Here is a 19262-nt window from a genome sequence, read left to right as displayed (position 1 = left end):
TGCCCCGTCGGCGGAGGGACTTGGAGGCCCGCGGATGTACGAGTACCGGCCCACACCCCAGCCCCACCACCAGCCCCCTCCCCCACCGCCTCCCGCCCCGCCCGAGCCGGCCGGGCCGCGCCCCGGCCTGTGGAAGCGGTGCCTGTGGGGCGGCCTCGCCCTGTGGGCGCTGACGGCCGTGGTCACGTACGCCACCGCCAACACCACCCTGCTGCCCACCCTGATCCTGCTGGGCAGCTTCCTGGTCCCGGGCGTCTTCGTGCTGTGGGCGTACGAGCGGCACGGCCGCGACCTCGGACTCCCGGTGATCCTCGGCTGCTTCGTCACCGGCGGCATCCTCGGCGTGCTCGGCGCCTCGGTCATGGAGTACTACCTGCTCCACCCGTCCCTGTGGATGTTCCTCGGGGTGGGGTTGATCGAGGAGGCGGTGAAGCTCGTCGCCCTGATGTTCGTGGTCCGCCACCGGCCGTGGCTGCGCGGCCGGCGCGCCGGCCTGGTCCTCGGCGGGACGGTCGGCTTCGGCTTCGCCGCCTTCGAGAGCGCCGGGTACGCCTTCAACGCCGCCGTCACCATGGACGGCATCGACCTGCGCTCCCTCCTGGAGACGGAGATCCTCCGCGGTCTGCTCGCCCCCTTCGGGCACGGCCTGTGGACGGCCATCGCCGGCGCGGTGCTCTTCTCCTTCCGCCGCCCCGACGGCCGCTTCCGGTTCACCGGCCCGGTCGTCGGCACCTATCTGGGGGTGGCGGTGCTGCACGCGCTCTGGGACTCCATGCACGGGATCGCGCTCTGGCTCGTGCTCCGGCTGACGACCACGGACCTGGACCGCTCGCTCTTCGCCCAGGGCTACCTCCCGCAGCCCACCTCCGAGCAGGAGCACCTCTTCACCCTCTTCTCGGTGGGCGGTCTGGTGGTGGTGACACTGGTGGGACTGGCGTGGCTGCGCTCGCTGGCGCGGCGCGAGCCGGACCGGACTGGATTTCATACCCCCTAGGGGTATAGCATCGTGCACGTAAGGCCCCGAACCGAAGAGGAGAACGTCATGGCCGCCGAGACGCAGACCGAACTGACCACCGTCTACCAGGTCAAGGGCATGACCTGCGGCCACTGCGAGGGCGCCGTCTCCGGCGAGATCTCCGCGATCCCCGGCGTCTCCTCCGTCACCGCCGTCGCCAAGACCGGCGAGGTCACCGTGGTCTCCGCCGCCCCGCTCGACCGCGAGGCCGTCGCCGCCGCCGTCGACGAGGCCGGGTACGAGCTGGTCTGACCACGCGCCGCACCACTGTCCGAGCAGGGTCGTACCGTTACGGGAACGGCCCTGCTCCCCGTTTCTGGAACCGCACATGACCAGCACCGCCCCCGACGTCACCGTCACCGAGCTGACCATCGGCGGGATGACCTGCGCCTCCTGCGCGGCCCGCGTCGAGAAGAAGCTCAACCGCATGGACGGCGTCACCGCGACCGTCAACTACGCCACCGAGAAGGCCCACGTCGAGCACGCGTCCGAGGTCGGCGTCGACGCGCTCATCGCCACCGTGGTGAAGACCGGCTACACCGCCGAGGAACCCGCGCCGCCGGAGCCCGAGACCCCCGGGGAGGACGGCGCCGCCGACCCCGAGCTCGCCGGGCTCCGCCGGCGCCTCGTCGTCTCCGCCGTCCTCGCCGCCCCCGTCGTCCTGCTCGCCATGGTCCCCGCCCTCCAGTTCGACAACTGGCAGTGGCTCTCCCTCGCCCTCGCCTCCCCCGTCGTCGTCTGGGGCGGCCTCCCCTTCCACCGGGCCGCCTGGACCAACCTCCGGCACGGCGCCGCCACGATGGACACCCTCGTCTCGGTCGGCACCCTGGCCGCCTACGGCTGGTCCCTGTGGGCGCTCTTCCTCGGCGACGCCGGCATGCCCGGGATGCGCCACGGCTTCGACCTCACCGCCGACCGCTCCGACGGCTCCTCCGCCGTCTACCTGGAGGTGGCCGCGGGAGTCGTCACCTTCATCCTGCTCGGCCGCTACCTGGAGGCCCGCGCCAAGCGCAAGGCCGGCGCCGCCCTGCGGGCCCTGATGGAGCTCGGCGCCAAGGACGTCGCCGTCCTCAGGGAAGGCGGGGAGGTACGGGTTCCGGTGGCCGACCTGCGGACCGGCGAACTCTTCGTCGTACGCCCCGGGGAGAAGATCGCCACCGACGGCACCGTCGCCGAGGGCTCCTCCGCGGTCGACACCGCCCTGCTCACCGGCGAGTCCCTGCCCGTCGACGTCACCGCCGGCTCCGCCGTCACCGGCGGCTGCGTCAACGTCTCCGGACGGCTCGTCGTCCGGGCCGGCCGGGTGGGCGCCGAGACACGGCTCGCCCGGATGGCGAAGCTCGTCGAGGAGGCGCAGAGCGGCAAGGCCGAGGCGCAGCGGCTCGCCGACCGGATCTCCGCCGTCTTCGTCCCCGCCGTCCTGCTGATCGCCCTGGCCACCCTCGGCTTCCGGCTCGGCTCCGGGGACGGCGCGACCGCCGCCTTCACCGCCGCCGTCGCCGTCCTGATCATCGCCTGCCCCTGCGCCCTCGGCCTCGCCACGCCGACCGCGCTGCTCGTCGGCACCGGGCGGGGCGCCCAGCTCGGCATCCTCATCAAGGGGCCCGAGGTCCTGGAATCCACCCGCCGGGTCGACACCGTCGTCCTCGACAAGACCGGCACGGTCACCACCGGCCGGATGACCCTCACCGGCGTCCACCCGGCGGCCGGGACGGACGAGCGGGAACTGCTGCGGCTCGCCGGGGCCCTGGAGCACTCCTCCGAGCACCCCGTGGCCCGGGCCGTCGCCGCCGGCGCCGCCGGGCGCCTCGGGATCCCCGTCGGCGAGCTGCCCTCCCCCAAGGGCTTCGAGAACGTGCCGGGGCTCGGCGTCCGCGGCTCCGTCGACGGACACCTCGTCCTCGCCGGGCGGGCCGCGCTGCTCGCCGCCGAGGACGTGACGGTGCCGGACGGCACGGCCGCCGGCGCCGTGCTCGTCGCCCGGGACGGGGTCTTCCTCGGCTCCCTCACCGTCGCCGACGCGGTCAAGGACACCAGCGCCGAGGCCGTCGCCCGGCTCCGCGGCCTCGGGCTGCGGCCGGTGCTGCTCACCGGCGACCACCGGGCCGTCGCGGAGGCCGTGGCCGCCGAGGTCGGCATCGACGAGGTGATCGCCGAGGTGCTGCCGGAGGAGAAGGCCGGGGTGATCCGCCGGCTCCAGGAGGAGGGCCGTACGGTCGCGATGGTCGGCGACGGCGTGAACGACGCGGCGGCGCTCGCCACGGCCGATCTGGGGCTCGCGATGGGCACCGGGACGGACGCGGCCATCGAGGCGGGCGACCTCACCCTCGTCCGGGGCGACCTGCGGGTCGCCGCCGACGCGATCCGGCTCTCCCGGCGGACCCTGGCGACGATCAAGGGAAATCTGGCATGGGCCTTCGGCTACAACGTGGCCGCGCTGCCGCTCGCCGCGGCCGGACTGCTCAACCCGATGATCGCGGGCCTGACCATGGCCTTTTCGTCCGTCTTCGTCGTGTCCAACAGCCTGCGCCTGCGGCGGTTCCGTTGATTTCACCTACACGTGACGCACAAGTCCTTCACAAAGAGACCTAGATCACAGATATTGGGGGGTAACCATCTGGGCTGTTCGCGAGTCTAAGTGGGCGATGCCAGAACGTCTTGGGGGACGTTCGCCGGGAGGTCTTGGGGGACGTCCCGGCAGGCAAGCGCGGCCGGGGCACGTGCACCGGGGAGCTTTGAGCGGCCCTCCCGTACGTACCCCGGCAGACCGCGCGCACGACGCCCGGCCCGGATCCCGTGGGGGGAATCCGCTCCGGGAATATGAGAAGCGCCCCGCTCGCCGACCCGTGGGGGGATCGGAGAGCGGGGCGCTTCTGTACGTCCTGCCGGCGGCCCTGGAGGCTCCTCAGACGACCTGTGCGGGGTCGGCTCAGCGCTCGTCGACCGGGACGAAGTCACGGAGGACCTCGCCGGTGTAGATCTGGCGCGGGCGGCCGATGCGGGAGCCCGGCTCCTTGATCATCTCGTGCCACTGGGCGATCCAGCCGGGAAGGCGGCCGAGCGCGAAGAGCACGGTGAACATCTCGGTCGGGAAGCCCATCGCGCGGTAGATGAGGCCCGTGTAGAAGTCCACGTTCGGGTAGAGGTTGCGCGAGACGAAGTAGTCGTCGGAGAGCGCGTGCTCCTCCAGCTTGAGCGCGATGTCCAGCAGCTCGTCGGACTTGCCGAGGGCCGAGAGGACGTCGTGCGCCGCCGCCTTGATGATCTTGGCGCGCGGGTCGAAGGACTTGTACACCCGGTGGCCGAAGCCCATCAGGCGGACGCCGTCCTCCTTGTTCTTCACCTTGCGGATGAAGGAGTCGACATCGCCGCCGTTGGCCTGGATGCCCTCCAGCATCTCCAGGACGGACTGGTTGGCGCCGCCGTGCAGCGGGCCCCAGAGGGCGGAGATGCCGGCCGAGATCGAGGCGAACATGTTCGCCTGCGAGGAGCCGACCAGACGCACGGTGGACGTCGAACAGTTCTGCTCGTGGTCCGCGTGCAGGATGAGCAGCTTGTCGAGCGCGGAGACGACGACCGGGTCGAGGTCGTACTCCTGCGCCGGCACCGAGAACGTCATGCGCAGGAAGTTCTCGACGTAGCCGAGGTCGTTGCGCGGGTAGACGAACGGGTGGCCGATCGACTTCTTGTACGCGTACGCCGCGATCGTCGGCAGCTTCGCGAGCAGCCGGATCGTCGACAGGTGGCGCTGCGTCTCGTCGAACGGGTTGTGGCTGTCCTGGTAGAAGGTGGACAGCGCGGAGACCACGGACGACAGCATCGCCATCGGGTGGGCGTCCCGCGGGAAGCCGCGGAAGAAGTTCTTGACGTCCTCGTGGACCAGCGTGTGCTGGGTGATCTCGTTCTGGAAGGTGGCGAGCTCCTCGCCCTTCGGCAGCTCGCCGTTGATCAGCAGGTAGGCCACCTCCAGGAAGGTGGACTGCTCGGCCAGCTGCTCGATGGGGTAGCCGCGGTACCGCAGGATGCCCTGCTCACCATCGAGGTAGGTGATGGCGGATTTGTAGGCGGCGGTGTTGCCGTATCCGCTGTCCAGGGTGACCAGACCGGTCTGGGCTCGCAGCTTCCCGATGTCGAAGCCCTGGTCGCCGACGGTGCTCTCGACCACCGGGTAGGTGTATTCACCGTCCGCGTACCGCAGTACTACAGAGTTGTCGCTCACGTCATCCCTCACCGACGTAGTGCCTCTTCTTCGAGGTGCCCTGACTGTCTCTACCATCCCCCACTTGGCTCAGGAGAGTGCACTCGGGGTCGCCATTGGGCCAATCGGCGGCACTCAGTGCCGCCAACCTGCTCATCCTGCCCCCTTCGCCCCGGTTCTGGAAGTCCTCCGTGATCTTTCACACGGGGGCACCCCCTGTGAGCCGATGAGCCAGTGCGGTAAAGCGCCGGCCGGCCGAGACCGTACGCACCGCCTGGGCGATCGCGCGGCGCGATCCGACCAGGACGACGAGCTTCCGTGCCCGGGTGACGGCCGTGTACAGCAGGTTCCGCTGAAGCATCATCCATGCACTCATGGTGACCGGGATCACCACAGCCGGATACTCACTGCCCTGCGAACGGTGGATGGTGACCGCGTACGCGTGGGACAGCTCGTCCAGCTCGTCGAAGGCGTACGGGACCTCCTCGTCCTCGTCCGTCCGGACGGTGAGCCGCTGTTCCACGGGGTCCAGCGCCGTCACCACTCCGACCGTACCGTTGAAGACGCCGTTCGCCCCCTTCTCGTAGTTGTTCCTGATCTGGGTCACCTTGTCCCCGACCCGGAACACCCGGCCGCCGAACCGCTTCTCCGGGACGTCCGGGCGGGCCGGAGTGATCATCTGCTGGAGCAGTCCGTTCAGCGCGCCCGCCCCGGCCGGCCCTCGGTGCATCGGCGCCAAAACCTGTACATCCCGACGCGGGTCCAGTCCGAATCTGGCCGGAATACGCCGCGCGGCGACCTCGACGGCGACGCGGGCCGCGTCCTCCGTCTCCTCCTCCGCGAAGAGGAAGAAGTCCGGCAGTCCGGTTGTTGCCGGCGGGAGCCCCTCGTTGATCCGGTGCGCGTTGGTGACCACGCCGGACTGCTGGGCCTGGCGGAAGATCCTGGTCAGCCGGACGGCCGGGACCGGGCTGTCCGGGGCCAGCAGATCGGCCAGCACCTCGCCCGCGCCGACCGACGGCAGCTGGTCCACGTCCCCCACGAGCAGCAGATGCGCGCCCGGCGCCACCGCCTTGACCAGCTTGTTCGCCAGCAGCAGATCGAGCATGGACGCCTCGTCGACCACCACGAGGTCCGCGTCGAGCGGGCGGTCCCGGTCGTACGCGGCGTCCCCGCCCGGCTTCAGTTCGAGCAGCCGGTGGACGGTGGAGGCCTCGGCCCCGGTCAGCTCCGCGAGCCGCTTGGCGGCGCGGCCGGTGGGCGCCGCCAGAACCACCTTCGCCTTCTTCGCCCGGGCCAGCTCCACCACGGAACGGACCGTGAAGGACTTGCCGCAGCCGGGGCCGCCGGTGAGGACCGCGACCTTCTCGGTCAGCGCGAGCCGGACGGCCTGCTCCTGCTCGGGCGCCAGGGTGGCCCCCGTCCGGTCCGCGAGCCAGGCCAGCGCCTTGTCCCAGGCCACGTCCCGGAAGGCCGGCATGCGGTCCTCGGGGGTGCGCAGCAGCCGTCGGAGCTGCCCGGCGAGGGAGAGCTCCGCCCGGTGGAAGGGGATCAGGTAGACGGCCGTGACCGGCTCCCCCTCCGGACCGGGGACCGGCTCCCGGACGACCCCTTCGGGGTCGTCGGCGAGCTCGGCGAGACACTCGATGACCAGCCCGGTGTCCACCTGGAGCAGCTTCACCGAGTCGGCGATCAGCCGCTCCTCGGGGAGGAAGCAGTGCCCCTGGTCGGCGGACTGCGACAGGGCGTACTGGAGGCCGGCCTTCACCCGCTCGGGGCTGTCGTGCGGGATGCCGACGGACTGGGCGATCCGGTCGGCGGTGAGGAAGCCGATGCCCCAGACGTCGGCGGCGAGCCGGTAGGGCTGCTCGCGGACGACGGAGATCGAACCGTCGCCGTACTGCTTGTAGATGCGGACGGCGATGGAGGTGGAGACGCCGACGGTCTGGAGGAAGACCATCACCTCCTTGATGGCCTTCTGCTCCTCCCAGGCGGCGGTGATGTTCTTCGTCCGCTTCGGTCCGAGCCCCGGCACCTCGATCAGCCGGCCCGGCTCCTCCTCCAGGATGTCGAGGGTCGCCAGGCCGAAGTGGGTGGTGATGCGGTCGGCGAAGACCGGGCCGATGCCCTTGACCAGGCCGGAGCCGAGATAGCGCCGGATGCCCTGGATGGTGGCGGGCAGCACGGTCGTGTAGTTGTCCACCTGGAACTGCCGGCCGTACTGCGGGTGCGACCCCCAGCGCCCCTCCATCCGCAGCGACTCCCCCGGCTGGGCACCGAGCAGCGCGCCCACGACCGTGAGCAGCTCGCCCGCGCCGCGGCCGGTGTCGACCCGGGCGACCGTGTAGCCGCTCTCCTCGTTGGCGTACGTGATCCTCTCCAGCACGCCCTCCAGGACGGCGGGGCGGTACGGCTGACCCTCGTTGGACATGCCCCGACCGTAGCGAAGGCCGCCGACAGCGGGGGCGCGCCTGTGGACAACTCCCGGGCCGGGGTGCCGAACCGGTGGAGGAACCGTAGCGTTCCGGACATGAGCGAAAGCAGTGATTCCTTCCAGGACGACGTCCTGGCCGAACTCGGCGAGGACCGCCTGGCGGAGATCGCCGCGCTCGCCGGCACCGACACGACGGGGGCCCGGGCCCTCGTCGGCGGCTCCGTCGCGGAGCTCTCCGGCGAACTGCGCCAGGCGGCGGCGGAGCCCGGCAGCGCGGACGAGGTCAAGGCCGCCGTCGACGAGGTCGTCGCCCAGGAACCCCCGCTCCAGGGCGTCGCCGCCTTCGGCGGCCTCGCGGCCGGCGGCCTGATGGCAGGCGTCCTGGCCAAGCTGGCCAGACCCGCCGCCAACGCCGTCGCCAAGCGCACCGGCCTCCCCCCGGCCACCGTCGCCCGCGCCGTCGACCTCCTGGTCCCCGTGGTCCTCGCGGTCCTCACCCGACGCGCCGCCGGAAAGAAGGGCGGAGGCCTCGGCGACCTGCTGGGCGGCGGAAAGAAGTAGGGGCCCGGCCCCGCCGCACACGGGGCCGGGCCGGGAGGGCCCTCGCCGCGCACGCGGGGGCCTGGCCGTGGGGGCCGGGATCCAGGCTCCCGGATCCATGGTTCTGGATTCTGGATTCTGGATCCGGAGCATGGATCCAGGACTTCGGATCCAAGGCCTGGATCCCGATGCTCGGATCCGGGAGCTTGGATCCAGAACCATGGATCCAGGACCTTGGATCCGGGAGCTTGGATCCGGGAGCTTGAATCCAGGAGCTTGGACCCCGGAGCTTGAATCCAGGAGCTTGGACCCCGGAGCTTGGATCCGGGAGCTTGGATCCGGGCGTCAGACCTTGAGGAAGGCCTCCAGGGTCTCCTCCAGGACCTCCACGCCGTCCCTCGCCCACAGCGTGTCGTTGAAGAGTTCGACCTCCACCGGGCCGGTGTAGCCGACCCGTTCGAGGAGGGCCGACCACCACGTGAGGTCGATCGCGCCGGTGCCGAGCTGGCCTCGGCCGTTGAGGACGCCTTCCGGGAGGGGGGTCGTCCAGTCGGCGAGCTGGAAGGAGTGGACGCGGCCGCCGGCGGCGGCGCGCTCGACGGCCGCGGGGGCGTTCTCGTCCCACCACAGGTGGTACGTGTCGACGGTGACGCCGACCTGGTCGGCCGGGTGGTGTTCCGCGATGTCCAGGGCCTGGTCGAGGGTGGAGATCGCGCAGCGGTCGGAGGCGTACATGGGGTGGAGGGGTTCGATGGCGAGCCGGACGCCGCGTTCGCCGGCGTAGGGGGCGAGGGCGCCGATGGCGTCGGCGATGCGGGCGCGGGCACCGGGCAGGTCGCGGCTGCCGGCGGGCAGGCCGCCGGAGACCAGGACGAGGGTGTCGGTGCCGAGCGCCGCCGCCTCGTCGATCGCCGCGCGGTTGTCGGCCTCCCAGCCGTCGGTGGTGAAGAAGCCGCCCCGGCACAGGGTGGTGACGGTCAGGCCCGCGTCGCGCACGAGCGCGGCCGTCGCCTCGATCCCGTACTCCCGCACCGGGTCGCGCCACAGGCCGATGCCGGGGACGCCGAGCCGGACGCACTCCTCCACCAGCCGGGGCAGCGGGAGCTGCTTCACCGTCATCTGGTTGATGCTGAAGCGGTCGAGGTTCACTGGGGGACTCCGTGGACGGTGAGGAGGGCCCGCATGCGGGACTCCGCGCGGGACGGGTCCGGGAAGAGGCCGAGGCCGTCGGCGAGTTCGTAGGCGCGGGCCAGGTGCGGCAGGGAGCGGGCCGAGTGGAGGCCGCCGACCATGGTGAAGTGCTCCTGGTGGCCGGCGAGCCAGGCGAGGAGGACCACGCCCGTCTTGTAGTAGCGGGTCGGGGGCTCGAAGAGGTGCCGGGAGAGCGCGACCGTCGGGTCGAGGAGCTTGCGGAAGCCCGCCGTGTCGCCGGTGTCCAGGACCCGGACCGCTTCCGCCGCCAGCGGGCCGAGCGGGTCGAAGATGCCGAGGAGGGCGTGGCTGAAGCGCCCGCCCGCCGCGGGCTCCTCGCCCGCGATCAGCTCCGGGTAGTGGAAGTCGTCTCCGGTGTAGCAGCGGACGCCGTCGGGGAGTCGGCGGCGCAGGGCGACCTCGCGGCCCGCGTCGAGGAGGGAGATCTTGACGCCGTCGACCTTGTCGGGGTGGGCGGCGATGACCTCCAGGAAGGTCTCGGTGGCCGCGTCGAGGTCGGCGGAGCCCCAGTAGCCGTCGAGCGCCGGGTCGAACATGGGCCCCAGCCAGTGCAGGACCACCGGCTCGGCGGCCTGCCGGAGCAGGTGGCCGTAGAGGTCGAGGTAGTCCTCCGGCCCGGCGGCCGCGGCGGCCAGCGCGCGCGAGGCCATGAGGATGGCCTGGGCGCCGGACTCCTCGACGACGGCGAGCTGTTCCTCGTACGCGGCCCGGATCTCCGGCAGCGAAGCCGGGCCCGTGAGCTGGTCGGTGCCGACGCCGCAGGCGATGCGGCCGCCCTCCGCCTTCGCCTCGGCGGCGGAGCGGCGGATGAGTTCGGCGGCGCCCGCCCAGTCGAGGCCCATGCCGCGCTGGGCGGTGTCCATGGCCTCCGCGACGCCGAGGCCGTGGGACCACAGGTGGCGGCGGAAGGCGAGGGTGGCGTCCCAGTCGACGGCTGCGGGGCCGTCGGGGGTGGTGTCGGCGTACGGGTCGGCGACGACGTGCGCGGCGGAGAAGACCGTACGGGAGGTGAGCGGGCCGGCCGCGCCGGACACGAGGGGTTCGGTACGGGGGTGGTACGCGCGCGTGCCGCCGCCGGGGACCGGGAGGTGGAGGGTCACAGGGAGACCTCCGGGACGTCGAGACGGCGGCCCTCGGCGGCGGACTTCAGGCCGAGTTCGGCGAGCTGGACACCGCGGGCGCCGGCGAGGAGGTCCCAGTGGTAGGGCTCGTCGAGGACGACGTGGCGGAGGAAGAGCTCCCACTGGGCCTTGAAGCCGTTGTCGAAGTCGGCGTTGTCGGGGACCTCCTGCCACTGGTCGCGGAAGGAGTAGGTGGCGGGGATGTCGGGGTTCCAGACCGGCTTGGGGGTCAGGCCGCGGTGCTGGACGCGGCAGTCGCGCAGGCCGGCGACGGCCGAGCCCTCGGTGCCGTCGACCTGGAACTCGACGAGTTCGTCGCGGTGGACGCGGACGGCCCAGGAGGAGTTGATCTGGGCGATGGCGCCGCCCTCCAGGCGGAAGGTGCCGTAGGCGGCGTCGTCGGCGGTCGCCTCGTACGGCTTGCCCTGCTCGTCCCAGCGGCGCGGGACGTGGGTGGCGATCTCGGCGGAGACGGAGGTGACCCGGCCGAAGAGCTCGTGGAGGACGTACTCCCAGTGCGGGAACATGTCGACGACGATGCCGCCGCCGTCCTGGGAGCGGTAGTTCCAGCTGGGGCGCTGGGCCTCCTGCCAGTCGCCCTCGAAGACCCAGTAGCCGAACTCGCCGCGCACGGACAGGATCTCGCCGAAGAAGCCGCCGTCGATGAGCCGCTTGAGCTTGAGCAGGCCGGGGAGGAAGAGCTTGTCCTGGACGACGCCGTGCTTGATCCCCTTGGCGGCGGCGAGGCGGGCGAGGTCGAGGGCGCCGGCGAAGTCGGCGGCGGTGGGCTTCTCGGTGTACAGGTGCTTGCCGGCCTCGATGGCCTTGGTGAGGGCGTCGGCACGGGCCGAGGTGACCTGGGCGTCGAAGTAGACGTCGATCGAGTCGTCGGCGAGGACGGCGTCGAGGTCGGTGGACCACTCGGTCAGGCCGTGCTTCTCGGCGAGGGCGCGCAGGGCGTGCTCGCGGCGGCCGACGAGGACCGGTTCGGGCCAGAGGACCTCGCCGTTGCCGAGGTCGAGGCCGCCCTGCTCGCGCAGCGCGAGGATCGAGCGGACGAGGTGCTGGCGGTAGCCCATGCGCCCGGTGACGCCGTTCATGGCGATGCGGACTGTCCTGCGTGTCATGGAATGTTCCTCTCCCCTGCGGGCCCGCGCCCTCGCCCTGCTGCGATCTCTGTGTGGAGGCATGACAGAAAGCGCTTCCGGCGCGACGATAGAAAGCGCTTTCTGTCACGGATGACGCTAGCCTGCCGACATCACGCCGGACAAGGGCCCCGCTCCTACGGCCTTGGAGGTACGCACGCGATGTCGGAGGTACGCACGCGATGACCGTCACCCTGGCGGACGTGGCCGCCCGCGCCCGGGTCTCCCCCGCGACCGTCTCCCGCGTCCTCAACGGCAACTACCCGGTCGCCGCCTCGACGCGGGAGCGGGTCCTCAGGGCCGTCGAGGAGCTGGACTACGTCCTGAACGGGCCCGCGAGCTCCCTCGCCGCAGCCACCTCCGACCTGGTCGGAGTGCTGGTCAACGACATCGCCGACCCCTTCTTCGGGATCATGGCGAGCGCCGCGCAGAGCGCGATCGGCGAGGGCGGCTCGGGCCGGGCGGGCGGCGAGAAGCTGGCCGTCGTCTGCAACACCGGCGGCTCCCCCGAGCGCGAGCTGACCTACCTCACGCTGCTCCAGCGGCAGCGGGCCGCCGCCGTGATCCTCATGGGCGGCTCCCTGGAGGACCCGGAGCACCTGGCCGCGACGGCGGCCAAGCTGGCCCGGATGGCGGAGGCCGGGACCCGGGTCGTGCTGTGCGGGCGCCCGCCCGTGCCCGGGGACGCGCACCTCGCCGCGCTCGTCTTCGACAACCGCTCCGGAGGCCGCCGGCTCGCCGAGCACCTGCTCGGCCTCGGCCACACGCGGATCGGTTACGTCGCGGGCCCCGCCGACCGCACCACCACCCGGCACCGCCTGGAGGGCCACCGGGAGGCCCTCGCGGCGGCGGGCGTCACCGAGGGGCCGACCGTGCACGGCCCCTACGACCGCGCCGCCGGTCACGCGGCCGTCGCGGAGCTGCTGGCCCGCGACCCGGAGCTCACGGCCGTCGTCGCCGCCAACGACACGGTGGCCCTCGGCGTCTGCGCGGCCCTGCGGGAGCGGGGCCTGTCGATCCCCGGCGACGTCTCCGTCGCCGGCTTCGACGACCTCCCCTTCTCGGTCGACGCGGTCCCCGCCCTGACCACCGTCCACCTCCCCCTCCACGAGTCCGGGGCACGGGCGGGCCGGCTGGCGATGGGCACGGAGGACGCCCCGCCGACCGGCACGGAGACGGTCCCGGGCGCGCTGGTGGTACGGGACTCGACGGGAGCGCCTCGGCGGTAGCCGGGGCGGGCCGGCGGGCGTGGCGGGCGGGCGTGGCGGACACCCGCCCGACGCCCGGCACCTCCGGCACTCCCGGCGCCCCCGGCACCTTCACCACTCCCGCCACCCCCGGCACTCCCAACATCCCCGGCACCTCCGCCACCCCCGGCACCTCCGGCACCTCCGGCACCTCCGGCACCTCCGCCCGATGGTGACCGTTTCGCGGCTTTCACCCCGATAGCCTGGCCTCATGTGCACGCGTGTCTTGTGGCGGACCGCCGGGCAACCGGTGGTCGTCGGCCGGAACATGGACTGGAAGCAGAGTCTCGGCACCTCGCTGTGGGTGCTGCCGAGGGGCGCCGAGCGGACCGGGGTCGGGGGCGGGGATCCGGCGCCGCTGCGCTGGTCCGCCGCGTACGGGAGCGTGGTCGCGACCGCCTACGACGCCGCCACCACCGACGGGGTGAACGAACGGGGCCTGGGCGCCCACCTCTTGTGGCTGGCCGAGGCGGACTTCGGGGAGCGGCGGCCGGAGCTGCCGGCGGTGAGCGTCTCGCTGTGGACCCAGTACGTGCTCGACCGGTTCGCGACGGTCGCGGAGGCGGTGGCGTCGATGGAGGCCGCGCCGTTCCAGGTCCGGCCGCAGGGCGACGCGCACGCGGGCACCTGGAGCACCGTCCATCTGGCGGTCGAGGACGCGGGCGGGGACTCGGCGGTGATCGAGTTCCTGGACGGCGAGCCGCGGATCCACCACGACCGGTCGTACACGGTGATGACCAACTCCCCGCCGTTCGACGAGCAGCTGGAGCATCTGAAGCGGTACGAGGGGTTCGGCGGCGAGCTGCCGCTGCCGGGGACGACGGAGGCGGCCGACCGGTTCGTCCGGGCCGCGTACTACCTGGACCGGCTGCCGCCGGCCGACAGCCCGGCGCGTGCCTACGCCGCGCTCCTGAGCGTGATGCGGAACGCGGCGCAGCCCTTCGGGACGCCCGATCCGGCCCGGCCGAACATCTCGGCGACGATCTGGCGCACCCTCGCCGATCTGACGAACGGCGTGTACGCCTTCGAGTCCTCGTACTCCCCCGACATCGTCTGGACCCACCTGGACCGGGTCGACTTCGGCCGGGCGGCGCGGCTCGACGTGACGCGGGACGGACTCGTCGGGGACGTGACGGACCGCTACGAGCCCGCGGAGCCGTTCTCCTTCGCGTCGGCGTAGGCGGTCAGGCCGGTGGCGGCGAGGACCGCGTCGACCGTCTCGTCCACCGTCTGGTGGGCGTTGTCGATCCAGACGCCCTCGCCGGACAGTTCCTCGCGCATGGCCTCGTCGAGGAAGGCCCAGTTGGTGGTGAGGCGCTTGTGGCGGGCGTTGTTGCGCTCCCAGGCCTTGTCGGGGCCGGGGGCGAGGAAGACCACGTGCAGCGGGCCCGCCGTCATCCGGTCGCGGTAGAAGCCCAGGTGGGAGCGGCGGACGACGACGTCGTCGACGACCGGCAGGAAGCCGGCCGCGGCGAAGCTGCCGGCGAGGAGGGAGGCGTTGCGGGCCCGGAGGAAGATCTGCCGGTCGGCCTCCGGGTCGCCGTCCGGGGTGGGCCAGTGGCAGCCCCGGACGATCAGGTTCTGGAGCTCGTCGACCTCGATGTGCGCGGACATCGCGAAGCGGGCGGCGAGGGCCGCGGCGACGGTGGACTTGCCGCTGCCGGGGATGCCGCTGAGCAGGACGGTTCCGGGTGCGGCCGGGTCGCGGTCGACGGGTACGAGATCCATCCCCGCACCCTAGATCATCCGATCACCCGATCGTCCGGCCGGGCCGCCCGGCCGGAGGCATCGCGCGGACGGGCGGAGTCGGGTGGTCAAAACGTGAGCGACCCCTGTTCGCCCGCCTGCCACGGGCCGGTGTCCCCGGGGGTGTTGCCGACCCCGTCCTGGAAGGTCATGGTCCCGGAGCCGGTCGCGCGGTGGTAGCGGCCGGGGCGGGAGGCCGGTTCGACGACGGTGGTCGCGTCGAGGACGTGGCCGTCGTCGCCGATCGTGCAGTACGTGCCGCCGATCGCCTTGCGCCAGCCGATGTCCGGGTGGCCGAGCCTCCGGTGGAAGGTCACGGTGCTGCCCTCCGCCAGCGGCTGGCAGCCCTGCGCGTCCCAGTCGCCGGCGGTGCGCAGCTCCACCACGACGTCGAGTTCGTCCTGCCCGTACGGGAGTCCGGAGCCGGTCGCGGTGCCGGTGAAGACCCACTGGCAGGCGGCGGGCGCGCTCGGCTCGCAGGACACCACGGAGCCGTCCGAGCCGAGCTCGTTCAGGGCGAAGTCCTCCTGGGCCGCGGCGGCCGGGTGGGCGAGGAGGGGGATCGTCAGCAGGGCGCCGGCCAGGGCCCCGTACAGCGCTCGTGTGTTCATGGGGTCAGTGAAGGGCTGCCGGGCGCGGGGGCCGGAGCGGCGGGCTCGGGCTGTCCCCCGGAGGGGGCCGGGGAGGGGTCCGAATGCCGGGGGTCCGCCTTCCTCGGGGCCAGGGTCGTCAGGGCCACGCCGCCGACGAGCAGGGCTGCGGCGAGCCACCGCAGGGGGGTGACCGACTCGCCCAGGAGGAGCGCGGCCGAGGACATGCCGAAGACGGGGACGAGGAGGGAGAAGGGGGCCACGGAGGAGGCGGGGTGGCGGCGGAGCAGCCAGCCCCAGGCGCCGAAGCCGAAGACGGTGGTGATCCAGGCGACGTAGAGGATGACGCCGGCGCCGGTCCAGTCGAGGGCGCGCAGCGCGGCCAGGTCGCGCTCGGGGCCTTCCAGGAGGAGGGAGAGGGCGAGCAGCGGCAGGACGGGCACGGTGCTGACCCAGACCATCCAGTTGAGCGGGTCGGGCGGGGCCGCCTTGCGGGTGAGGACGTTGGAGACGCCCCAGCAGGCGGCGGCCGCGACGACCAGGACGAAGCCGGTGACTGGCCCGGAGGCGCCCTCGTCGACGGCGGCGACGCCGATGCCGGCGAGGGCGACGCCCATGCCGAGGACGGCGGGCCGTCCGGGGCGCTCGCCGAGGGCCGCGAAGGCGAACAGGGCGGTGAAGACGGCCTGGACCTGCAGGACGAGGGAGGAGAGTCCGGCGGGCGCACCGAGGTCCATGCCGGTGAAGAGGAGGCCGAACTTCGCGACGCCCAGGGCGAGTCCGACGGCGACGATCCACTTCCAGGCGACCTTGGGCCGGCCGACGAAGAAGACGGCGGGGAGGGCGGCGACGAGGAAGCGGAGGGCGGAGAAGAGCAGCGGCGGGAAGTGGTCGAGGCCGATCTCGATGACGACGAAGTTGACCCCCCAGACCGCGGCGACGAGCGCGGCGAGGGCGATGTGTGCGGGGCGCATGCGGTCGAGCATGGCGGGCCGCAACCGTGTAGCACCAGCGCGGGTTTCTTCATGGTTGGATGAAGCAATACTGAATCCAAATATTGGATCCAGTACTTTGAATCCGGATTCTGGATCCAAATACTGGATTTCGGATACTGAATCCAAGGGGTTCCCGTGCTCGATCTCGGCCGGCTGCGCGCCCTGTACGCGGTCTCCGTCCACGGCAGCGTGGGCGCCGCGGCGGCGGCCCTCGGCTACACGCCGTCGGCGGTCTCCCAGCAGATCGCGAAGCTGGAGCGGGAGACCCGTACGACCCTGCTCGAACGGAGCGGCCGGGGCGTCCGCCTCACCGACGAGGCCCGGCAGCTCTGCGACACCGCCCGGCAGTTGCTGTCCCTGGTGGAGGAGGCGGAGGTACGGCTCGAAGAGCGGCGCGGGCTGCCCGCCGGGCGGCTGTCGATCGGCTGCTTCCCCAGCGCGGCGCGCGGGCTGATGCCCCGGGTGCTGGCGGAGCTGGCGCGGCGCCATCCCGGTCTGGACGCCCGGCTGACGGAGGTCGACCCGCATCTCTCGGTGGACCTGGTGGCGCGCGGGGTGCTCGATCTGGCGGTGGCCCACGACTGGGACATCGCGCCGCTGCCGGCGCCTCCCGGGGTGGAGCAGGCGGTGATCGGCGACGACGGCTGTGACGTCCTGGTCCACCGGGACCATCCGCTGGCGGCGCGGACCTCGGTGCGGCGGGAGGAACTGGCGGAGGAGCGGTGGATCTCGCAGCCGCCGGGGACCGTGTGCCACGACTGGCTGATGCGGACGCTGCGGGCGGCCGGGGCCGAGCCCCGGATCGTCCATCAGGCGGAGGAGAACCACACGCAGGTCGCCCTGGTCGCGGCCGGTCTGGGCGTCGCGCTCGTGCCGCGGCTCGGACGCGGCGGGCTGCCGCCGGAGGTGGCGCCGCTGCGGCTCGACCCGGCTCCGACGCGGCGGCTGCACGCGCTGTGGCGGGCGGGGGCGGCGCGGCGGCCGGCGATCCGGGAGACGGTCCGCACGCTCCAGGAGCTGTGGCCGTCGATCGCGGCGGCGGCCTGAAACCGGTCGCGGCGGCCCGAACCGGGACGGAGCTCTCTTCTCGGCGATTCGTGCGGGAATCCTTGACCGGGCAGTTACTTTCAGACTATCCGTTCACCTTGGAAGTTTCTTTCACCCTTGCACGGCCGGAAGGAGCACCAGTGCCCCACCCCACCCGACGCACCCTGCTCGCCGTCACGGCGGCCGCGGCGGCCGCCGCGACGGGGGCCGCCGCCCCCGCCCACGCCACCGACGCCCGCACCGAGGAGCGGCTGCGCCGGATCGTCGGCCGGATGTCGCTGGAGGAGAAGGTCGGCCAGCTCTTCGTCTCGCGGGTGTACGGCCACTCGGCCACCGCCCCCGACCAGGCCGACGTCGACGCCAACCTCCGCGAACTCGGCGTCCGCACCGCCGCCGAACTGATCGGGCGCTACCACCTCGGCGGCGTCATCTACTTCGCCTGGGCCCACAACACCCGCTCCCCGCACCAGATCGCCGAGCTGTCCAACGGCATCCAGGCCGCCTCCCGGCTCCCCGTGCTGATCTCCACCGACCAGGAGCACGGCATCGTCTGCCGGGTCGGCGAGCCCGCCACCCTGCTGCCCGGCGCGATGGCGCTCGGCGCGGGCGGCTCCCCCGCGGACACCCGCAAGGCCGCCCGGATCGCCGGGGCCGAGCTGGCCGCCCTCGGCATCCGGCAGAACTACGCCCCGGTCGCCGACGTCAACGTCAACCCCGCCAACCCGGTCATCGGCGTCCGCTCCCTCGGCTCCGACCCGCGCGCGGTCTCCGCCCTCGTCACCGCGCAGATCCGCGGCTACCAGGGCGCCGGCGTCGCGGCCACCGCCAAGCACTTCCCCGGCCACGGCGACACCGCCGTCGACAGCCACTACGGCCTGCCGGTCATCACCCACAGCCGCGCGCAGTGGTCCGAGCTCGACGCCCCGCCGTTCCGCGCCGCGATCGCCGCCGGCATCGACGCGATCATGACCGCGCACCTCGTCGTCCCGGCGCTCGACCCGTCCGAGGACCCGGCGACGCTCTCGTACCCGATCCTCACCGGGGTGCTCCGCGAACAGCTCGGCTACGACGGGGTGGTGGTCACCGACGCCCTCGACATGCAGGGCGTGCGCACCAAGTACGGCGACGACCGGGTGCCGGTGCTCGCCCTGAAGGCCGGGGTGGACCAGCTGCTCAACCCGCCGAAGCTCGACGTCGCGTGGAACGCGGTCCTCGGGGCCGTACGGAACGGGGAACTGACGGAGGAGCGGCTGGACGAATCGGTTCTGCGGATCCTGCGGCTGAAGGCCCGGCGGGGCCTGTTCACCGGGCCCGCCACCACTCCGGCGGAGGTCGACGCGACCGTCGGCACCGCCCGGCACCTCGCCGAGGCCGACCGGATCGCCGAACGGACCACCACCCTCCTCGTCAACGAGGACGGCTTCCTGCCGCTCTCCCCCGCCGCGCACGGCAGGGTCCTGGTCGTCGGCGCCGACCCCGCCTCCCCCTCCGGTACGACGGGACCGCCGACGGCCACGCTCGCCGGGGCCCTGCGCGAACTGGGCTTCACCGCGACCGCGCTCTCCACCGGGATCACCCCGACGGCGGCCCGGATCGAGGAGGCGGTGGCCGCCGCCGCGGGGCAGGACGTGATCGTGGTGGGCACCTACAACGTCACCGCGACCAGCCCGCAGCGCACCCTGGTGGAGCGGCTCGTGGCGACCGGGGTGCCGGTGGTGACGGTGGCGATCCGCAATCCGTACGACGTCGCCCGGCTCTCCGGGCAGCGGGCCACGCTCGCCGCGTACTCCTGGACCGACGTCGAACTCCGCGCCGCCGTCCGGGTCCTCGCCGGCCGGGCGACGCCGCGCGGGCGGCTGCCGGTGCCGGTGCGGAGCGCCGAGGACCCGGCGGTCACGCTCTACCCGGTGGGGTTCGGGCTCTCCTACGCCTGACGGCACGAGGGGTGCGCCCGCCGGGCGCACCCCTCGTC

At 72.8% G+C, this 19262-nt stretch carries 17 protein-coding genes; 9 read left to right on the top strand and 8 right to left on the bottom strand.

The annotated features are described in order from the left end of the window. Positions 1–34 precede the first annotated feature (34 nt). The 3 genes from AB0E19_RS11975 to AB0E19_RS11965 all read left to right on the top strand — a co-directional run bounded on the left by AB0E19_RS11975 (position 35) and on the right by AB0E19_RS11965 (position 3563). Positions 35–994 carry a PrsW family intramembrane metalloprotease gene (locus AB0E19_RS11975; RefSeq protein ID WP_362177185.1) on the top strand — a complete coding sequence of 320 codons (960 nt, stop codon included), beginning with the start codon at positions 35–37 and terminating at the stop codon, positions 992–994. Between the two features lie 48 nt (positions 995–1042). Continuing rightward, on the top strand, positions 1043–1267 hold the full coding sequence (locus AB0E19_RS11970) for a cation transporter (protein ID WP_169084583.1): 225 nt from the start codon (positions 1043–1045) through the stop codon (positions 1265–1267). A gap of 76 nt (positions 1268–1343) precedes the next feature. After that, entirely contained in the window at positions 1344–3563 is a 2220-nt protein-coding gene (locus tag AB0E19_RS11965) for a heavy metal translocating P-type ATPase (protein WP_362177181.1), read from the top strand. Positions 3564–3944: 381 nt separating this feature from the next. Here AB0E19_RS11965 and AB0E19_RS11960 read toward each other — a convergent pair whose 3' ends face one another. Together AB0E19_RS11960 and AB0E19_RS11955 are read right to left on the bottom strand one after the other, a co-directional pair. Further along, the gene (locus AB0E19_RS11960; RefSeq protein ID WP_189945680.1) at positions 3945–5234 is read right to left on the bottom strand and encodes a citrate synthase; all 1290 of its coding nucleotides are present in this window, start codon (positions 5232–5234) and stop codon (positions 3945–3947) included. 178 nt (positions 5235–5412) lie between these two features. Next, the gene (locus AB0E19_RS11955; protein ID WP_362177176.1) at positions 5413–7644 is read right to left on the bottom strand and encodes an ATP-dependent RecD-like DNA helicase; all 2232 of its coding nucleotides are present in this window, start codon (positions 7642–7644) and stop codon (positions 5413–5415) included. A gap of 99 nt (positions 7645–7743) precedes the next feature. Here AB0E19_RS11955 and AB0E19_RS11950 point away from each other — a divergent pair, with 99 nt between their 5' ends. Continuing rightward, the gene (locus AB0E19_RS11950; protein WP_362177173.1) at positions 7744–8208 is read left to right on the top strand and encodes a DUF937 domain-containing protein; all 465 of its coding nucleotides are present in this window, start codon (positions 7744–7746) and stop codon (positions 8206–8208) included. A gap of 324 nt (positions 8209–8532) precedes the next feature. Here the strand turns inward: AB0E19_RS11950 and AB0E19_RS11945 are convergent, their stop codons facing one another. The 3 genes from AB0E19_RS11945 to AB0E19_RS11935 are packed head-to-tail and all read right to left on the bottom strand — an operon-like array spanning position 8533 to position 11647. Next, positions 8533–9336: a sugar phosphate isomerase/epimerase family protein gene (locus AB0E19_RS11945; protein WP_362177170.1), complete on the bottom strand. Its 804-nt coding sequence runs from the start codon at positions 9334–9336 to the stop codon at positions 8533–8535. Next, positions 9333–10499, bottom strand: coding sequence for a dihydrodipicolinate synthase family protein (locus AB0E19_RS11940; protein WP_362177167.1), 1167 nt, complete (start codon positions 10497–10499; stop codon positions 9333–9335). Before AB0E19_RS11940 ends, AB0E19_RS11945 begins: the two co-directional genes overlap by 4 nt. Beyond that, positions 10496–11647 carry a Gfo/Idh/MocA family oxidoreductase gene (locus tag AB0E19_RS11935; protein ID WP_362177164.1) on the bottom strand — a complete coding sequence of 384 codons (1152 nt, stop codon included), beginning with the start codon at positions 11645–11647 and terminating at the stop codon, positions 10496–10498. The genes AB0E19_RS11940 and AB0E19_RS11935 overlap by 4 nt, the downstream gene beginning before the upstream one ends. Positions 11648–11847: 200 nt before the next feature. Here AB0E19_RS11935 and AB0E19_RS11930 point away from each other — a divergent pair, with 200 nt between their 5' ends. Genes AB0E19_RS11930 through AB0E19_RS11920 form a run of 3 tightly spaced genes read left to right on the top strand, consistent with a single transcriptional unit; the run spans position 11848 to position 14092 of the window. After that, complete coding sequence (locus tag AB0E19_RS11930) at positions 11848–12894, top strand: LacI family DNA-binding transcriptional regulator (RefSeq protein ID WP_362177161.1); 1047 nt, start codon at positions 11848–11850, stop codon at positions 12892–12894. Positions 12895–12926: 32 nt separating this feature from the next. Beyond that, the gene (locus tag AB0E19_RS11925; protein ID WP_362177158.1) at positions 12927–13088 is read left to right on the top strand and encodes a hypothetical protein; all 162 of its coding nucleotides are present in this window, start codon (positions 12927–12929) and stop codon (positions 13086–13088) included. Positions 13089–13123: 35 nt separating this feature from the next. Further along, positions 13124–14092: a linear amide C-N hydrolase gene (locus AB0E19_RS11920; protein ID WP_362177155.1), complete on the top strand. Its 969-nt coding sequence runs from the start codon at positions 13124–13126 to the stop codon at positions 14090–14092. Here AB0E19_RS11920 and AB0E19_RS11915 read toward each other — a convergent pair. The 3 genes from AB0E19_RS11915 to AB0E19_RS11905 form a co-directional block, all read right to left on the bottom strand. After that, positions 14053–14640, bottom strand: a complete 588-nt coding sequence (locus AB0E19_RS11915; protein ID WP_362177152.1) for an AAA family ATPase — start codon at positions 14638–14640, stop codon at positions 14053–14055. The two genes, AB0E19_RS11920 and AB0E19_RS11915, sit on opposite strands and share 40 nt — an antisense overlap. Before the next feature lie 86 nt (positions 14641–14726). Then, complete coding sequence (locus tag AB0E19_RS11910) at positions 14727–15269, bottom strand: hypothetical protein (protein WP_362177149.1); 543 nt, start codon at positions 15267–15269, stop codon at positions 14727–14729. Next, entirely contained in the window at positions 15266–16222 is a 957-nt protein-coding gene (locus AB0E19_RS11905; RefSeq protein WP_362177145.1) for an EamA family transporter, read from the bottom strand. The genes AB0E19_RS11910 and AB0E19_RS11905 overlap by 4 nt, the downstream gene beginning before the upstream one ends. A gap of 156 nt (positions 16223–16378) precedes the next feature. Here AB0E19_RS11905 and AB0E19_RS11900 point away from each other — a divergent pair, with 156 nt between their 5' ends. Then, positions 16379–17290 (top strand): LysR family transcriptional regulator, encoded by a 912-nt coding sequence (locus tag AB0E19_RS11900; RefSeq protein ID WP_362177142.1) that lies wholly within the window; start codon positions 16379–16381, stop codon positions 17288–17290. Between the two features lie 140 nt (positions 17291–17430). Beyond that, positions 17431–19224, top strand: coding sequence for a glycoside hydrolase family 3 protein (locus AB0E19_RS11895; protein ID WP_362177139.1), 1794 nt, complete (start codon positions 17431–17433; stop codon positions 19222–19224). The last annotated feature ends 38 nt before the right edge of the window (positions 19225–19262 follow it).

It is taken from the genome of Streptomyces sp. NPDC047974 (genome assembly GCF_040653375.1).
GTDB lineage: Bacteria > Actinomycetota > Actinomycetes > Streptomycetales > Streptomycetaceae > Streptomyces.
The sequence above is the reverse complement of the archived record's forward strand: the minus strand, read 5'-3'. Positions and strand labels throughout refer to the sequence as shown.

Excerpts from the sequence above, each read along its gene's own strand:
- AB0E19_RS11975 (WP_362177185.1), top strand. The coding sequence starts at position 35 with ATGTACGAGTACCGGCCCACACCCCAGCCCCACCACCAGCCCCCTCCC.
- AB0E19_RS11930 (WP_362177161.1), top strand. The coding sequence starts at position 11,848 with ATGACCGTCACCCTGGCGGACGTGGCCGCCCGCGCCCGGGTCTCCCCC.
- AB0E19_RS11910 (WP_362177149.1), bottom strand. The coding sequence starts at position 15,269 with ATGAACACACGAGCGCTGTACGGGGCCCTGGCCGGCGCCCTGCTGACG.
- AB0E19_RS11950 (WP_362177173.1), top strand. The coding sequence starts at position 7,744 with ATGAGCGAAAGCAGTGATTCCTTCCAGGACGACGTCCTGGCCGAACTC.
- AB0E19_RS11965 (WP_362177181.1), top strand. The coding sequence starts at position 1,344 with ATGACCAGCACCGCCCCCGACGTCACCGTCACCGAGCTGACCATCGGC.
- AB0E19_RS11935 (WP_362177164.1), bottom strand. The coding sequence starts at position 11,647 with ATGACACGCAGGACAGTCCGCATCGCCATGAACGGCGTCACCGGGCGC.
- AB0E19_RS11905 (WP_362177145.1), bottom strand. The coding sequence starts at position 16,222 with ATGCGCCCCGCACACATCGCCCTCGCCGCGCTCGTCGCCGCGGTCTGG.
- AB0E19_RS11955 (WP_362177176.1), bottom strand. The coding sequence starts at position 7,644 with ATGTCCAACGAGGGTCAGCCGTACCGCCCCGCCGTCCTGGAGGGCGTG.
- AB0E19_RS11970 (WP_169084583.1), top strand. The coding sequence starts at position 1,043 with ATGGCCGCCGAGACGCAGACCGAACTGACCACCGTCTACCAGGTCAAG.
- AB0E19_RS11920 (WP_362177155.1), top strand. The coding sequence starts at position 13,124 with ATGTGCACGCGTGTCTTGTGGCGGACCGCCGGGCAACCGGTGGTCGTC.
- AB0E19_RS11915 (WP_362177152.1), bottom strand. The coding sequence starts at position 14,640 with ATGGATCTCGTACCCGTCGACCGCGACCCGGCCGCACCCGGAACCGTC.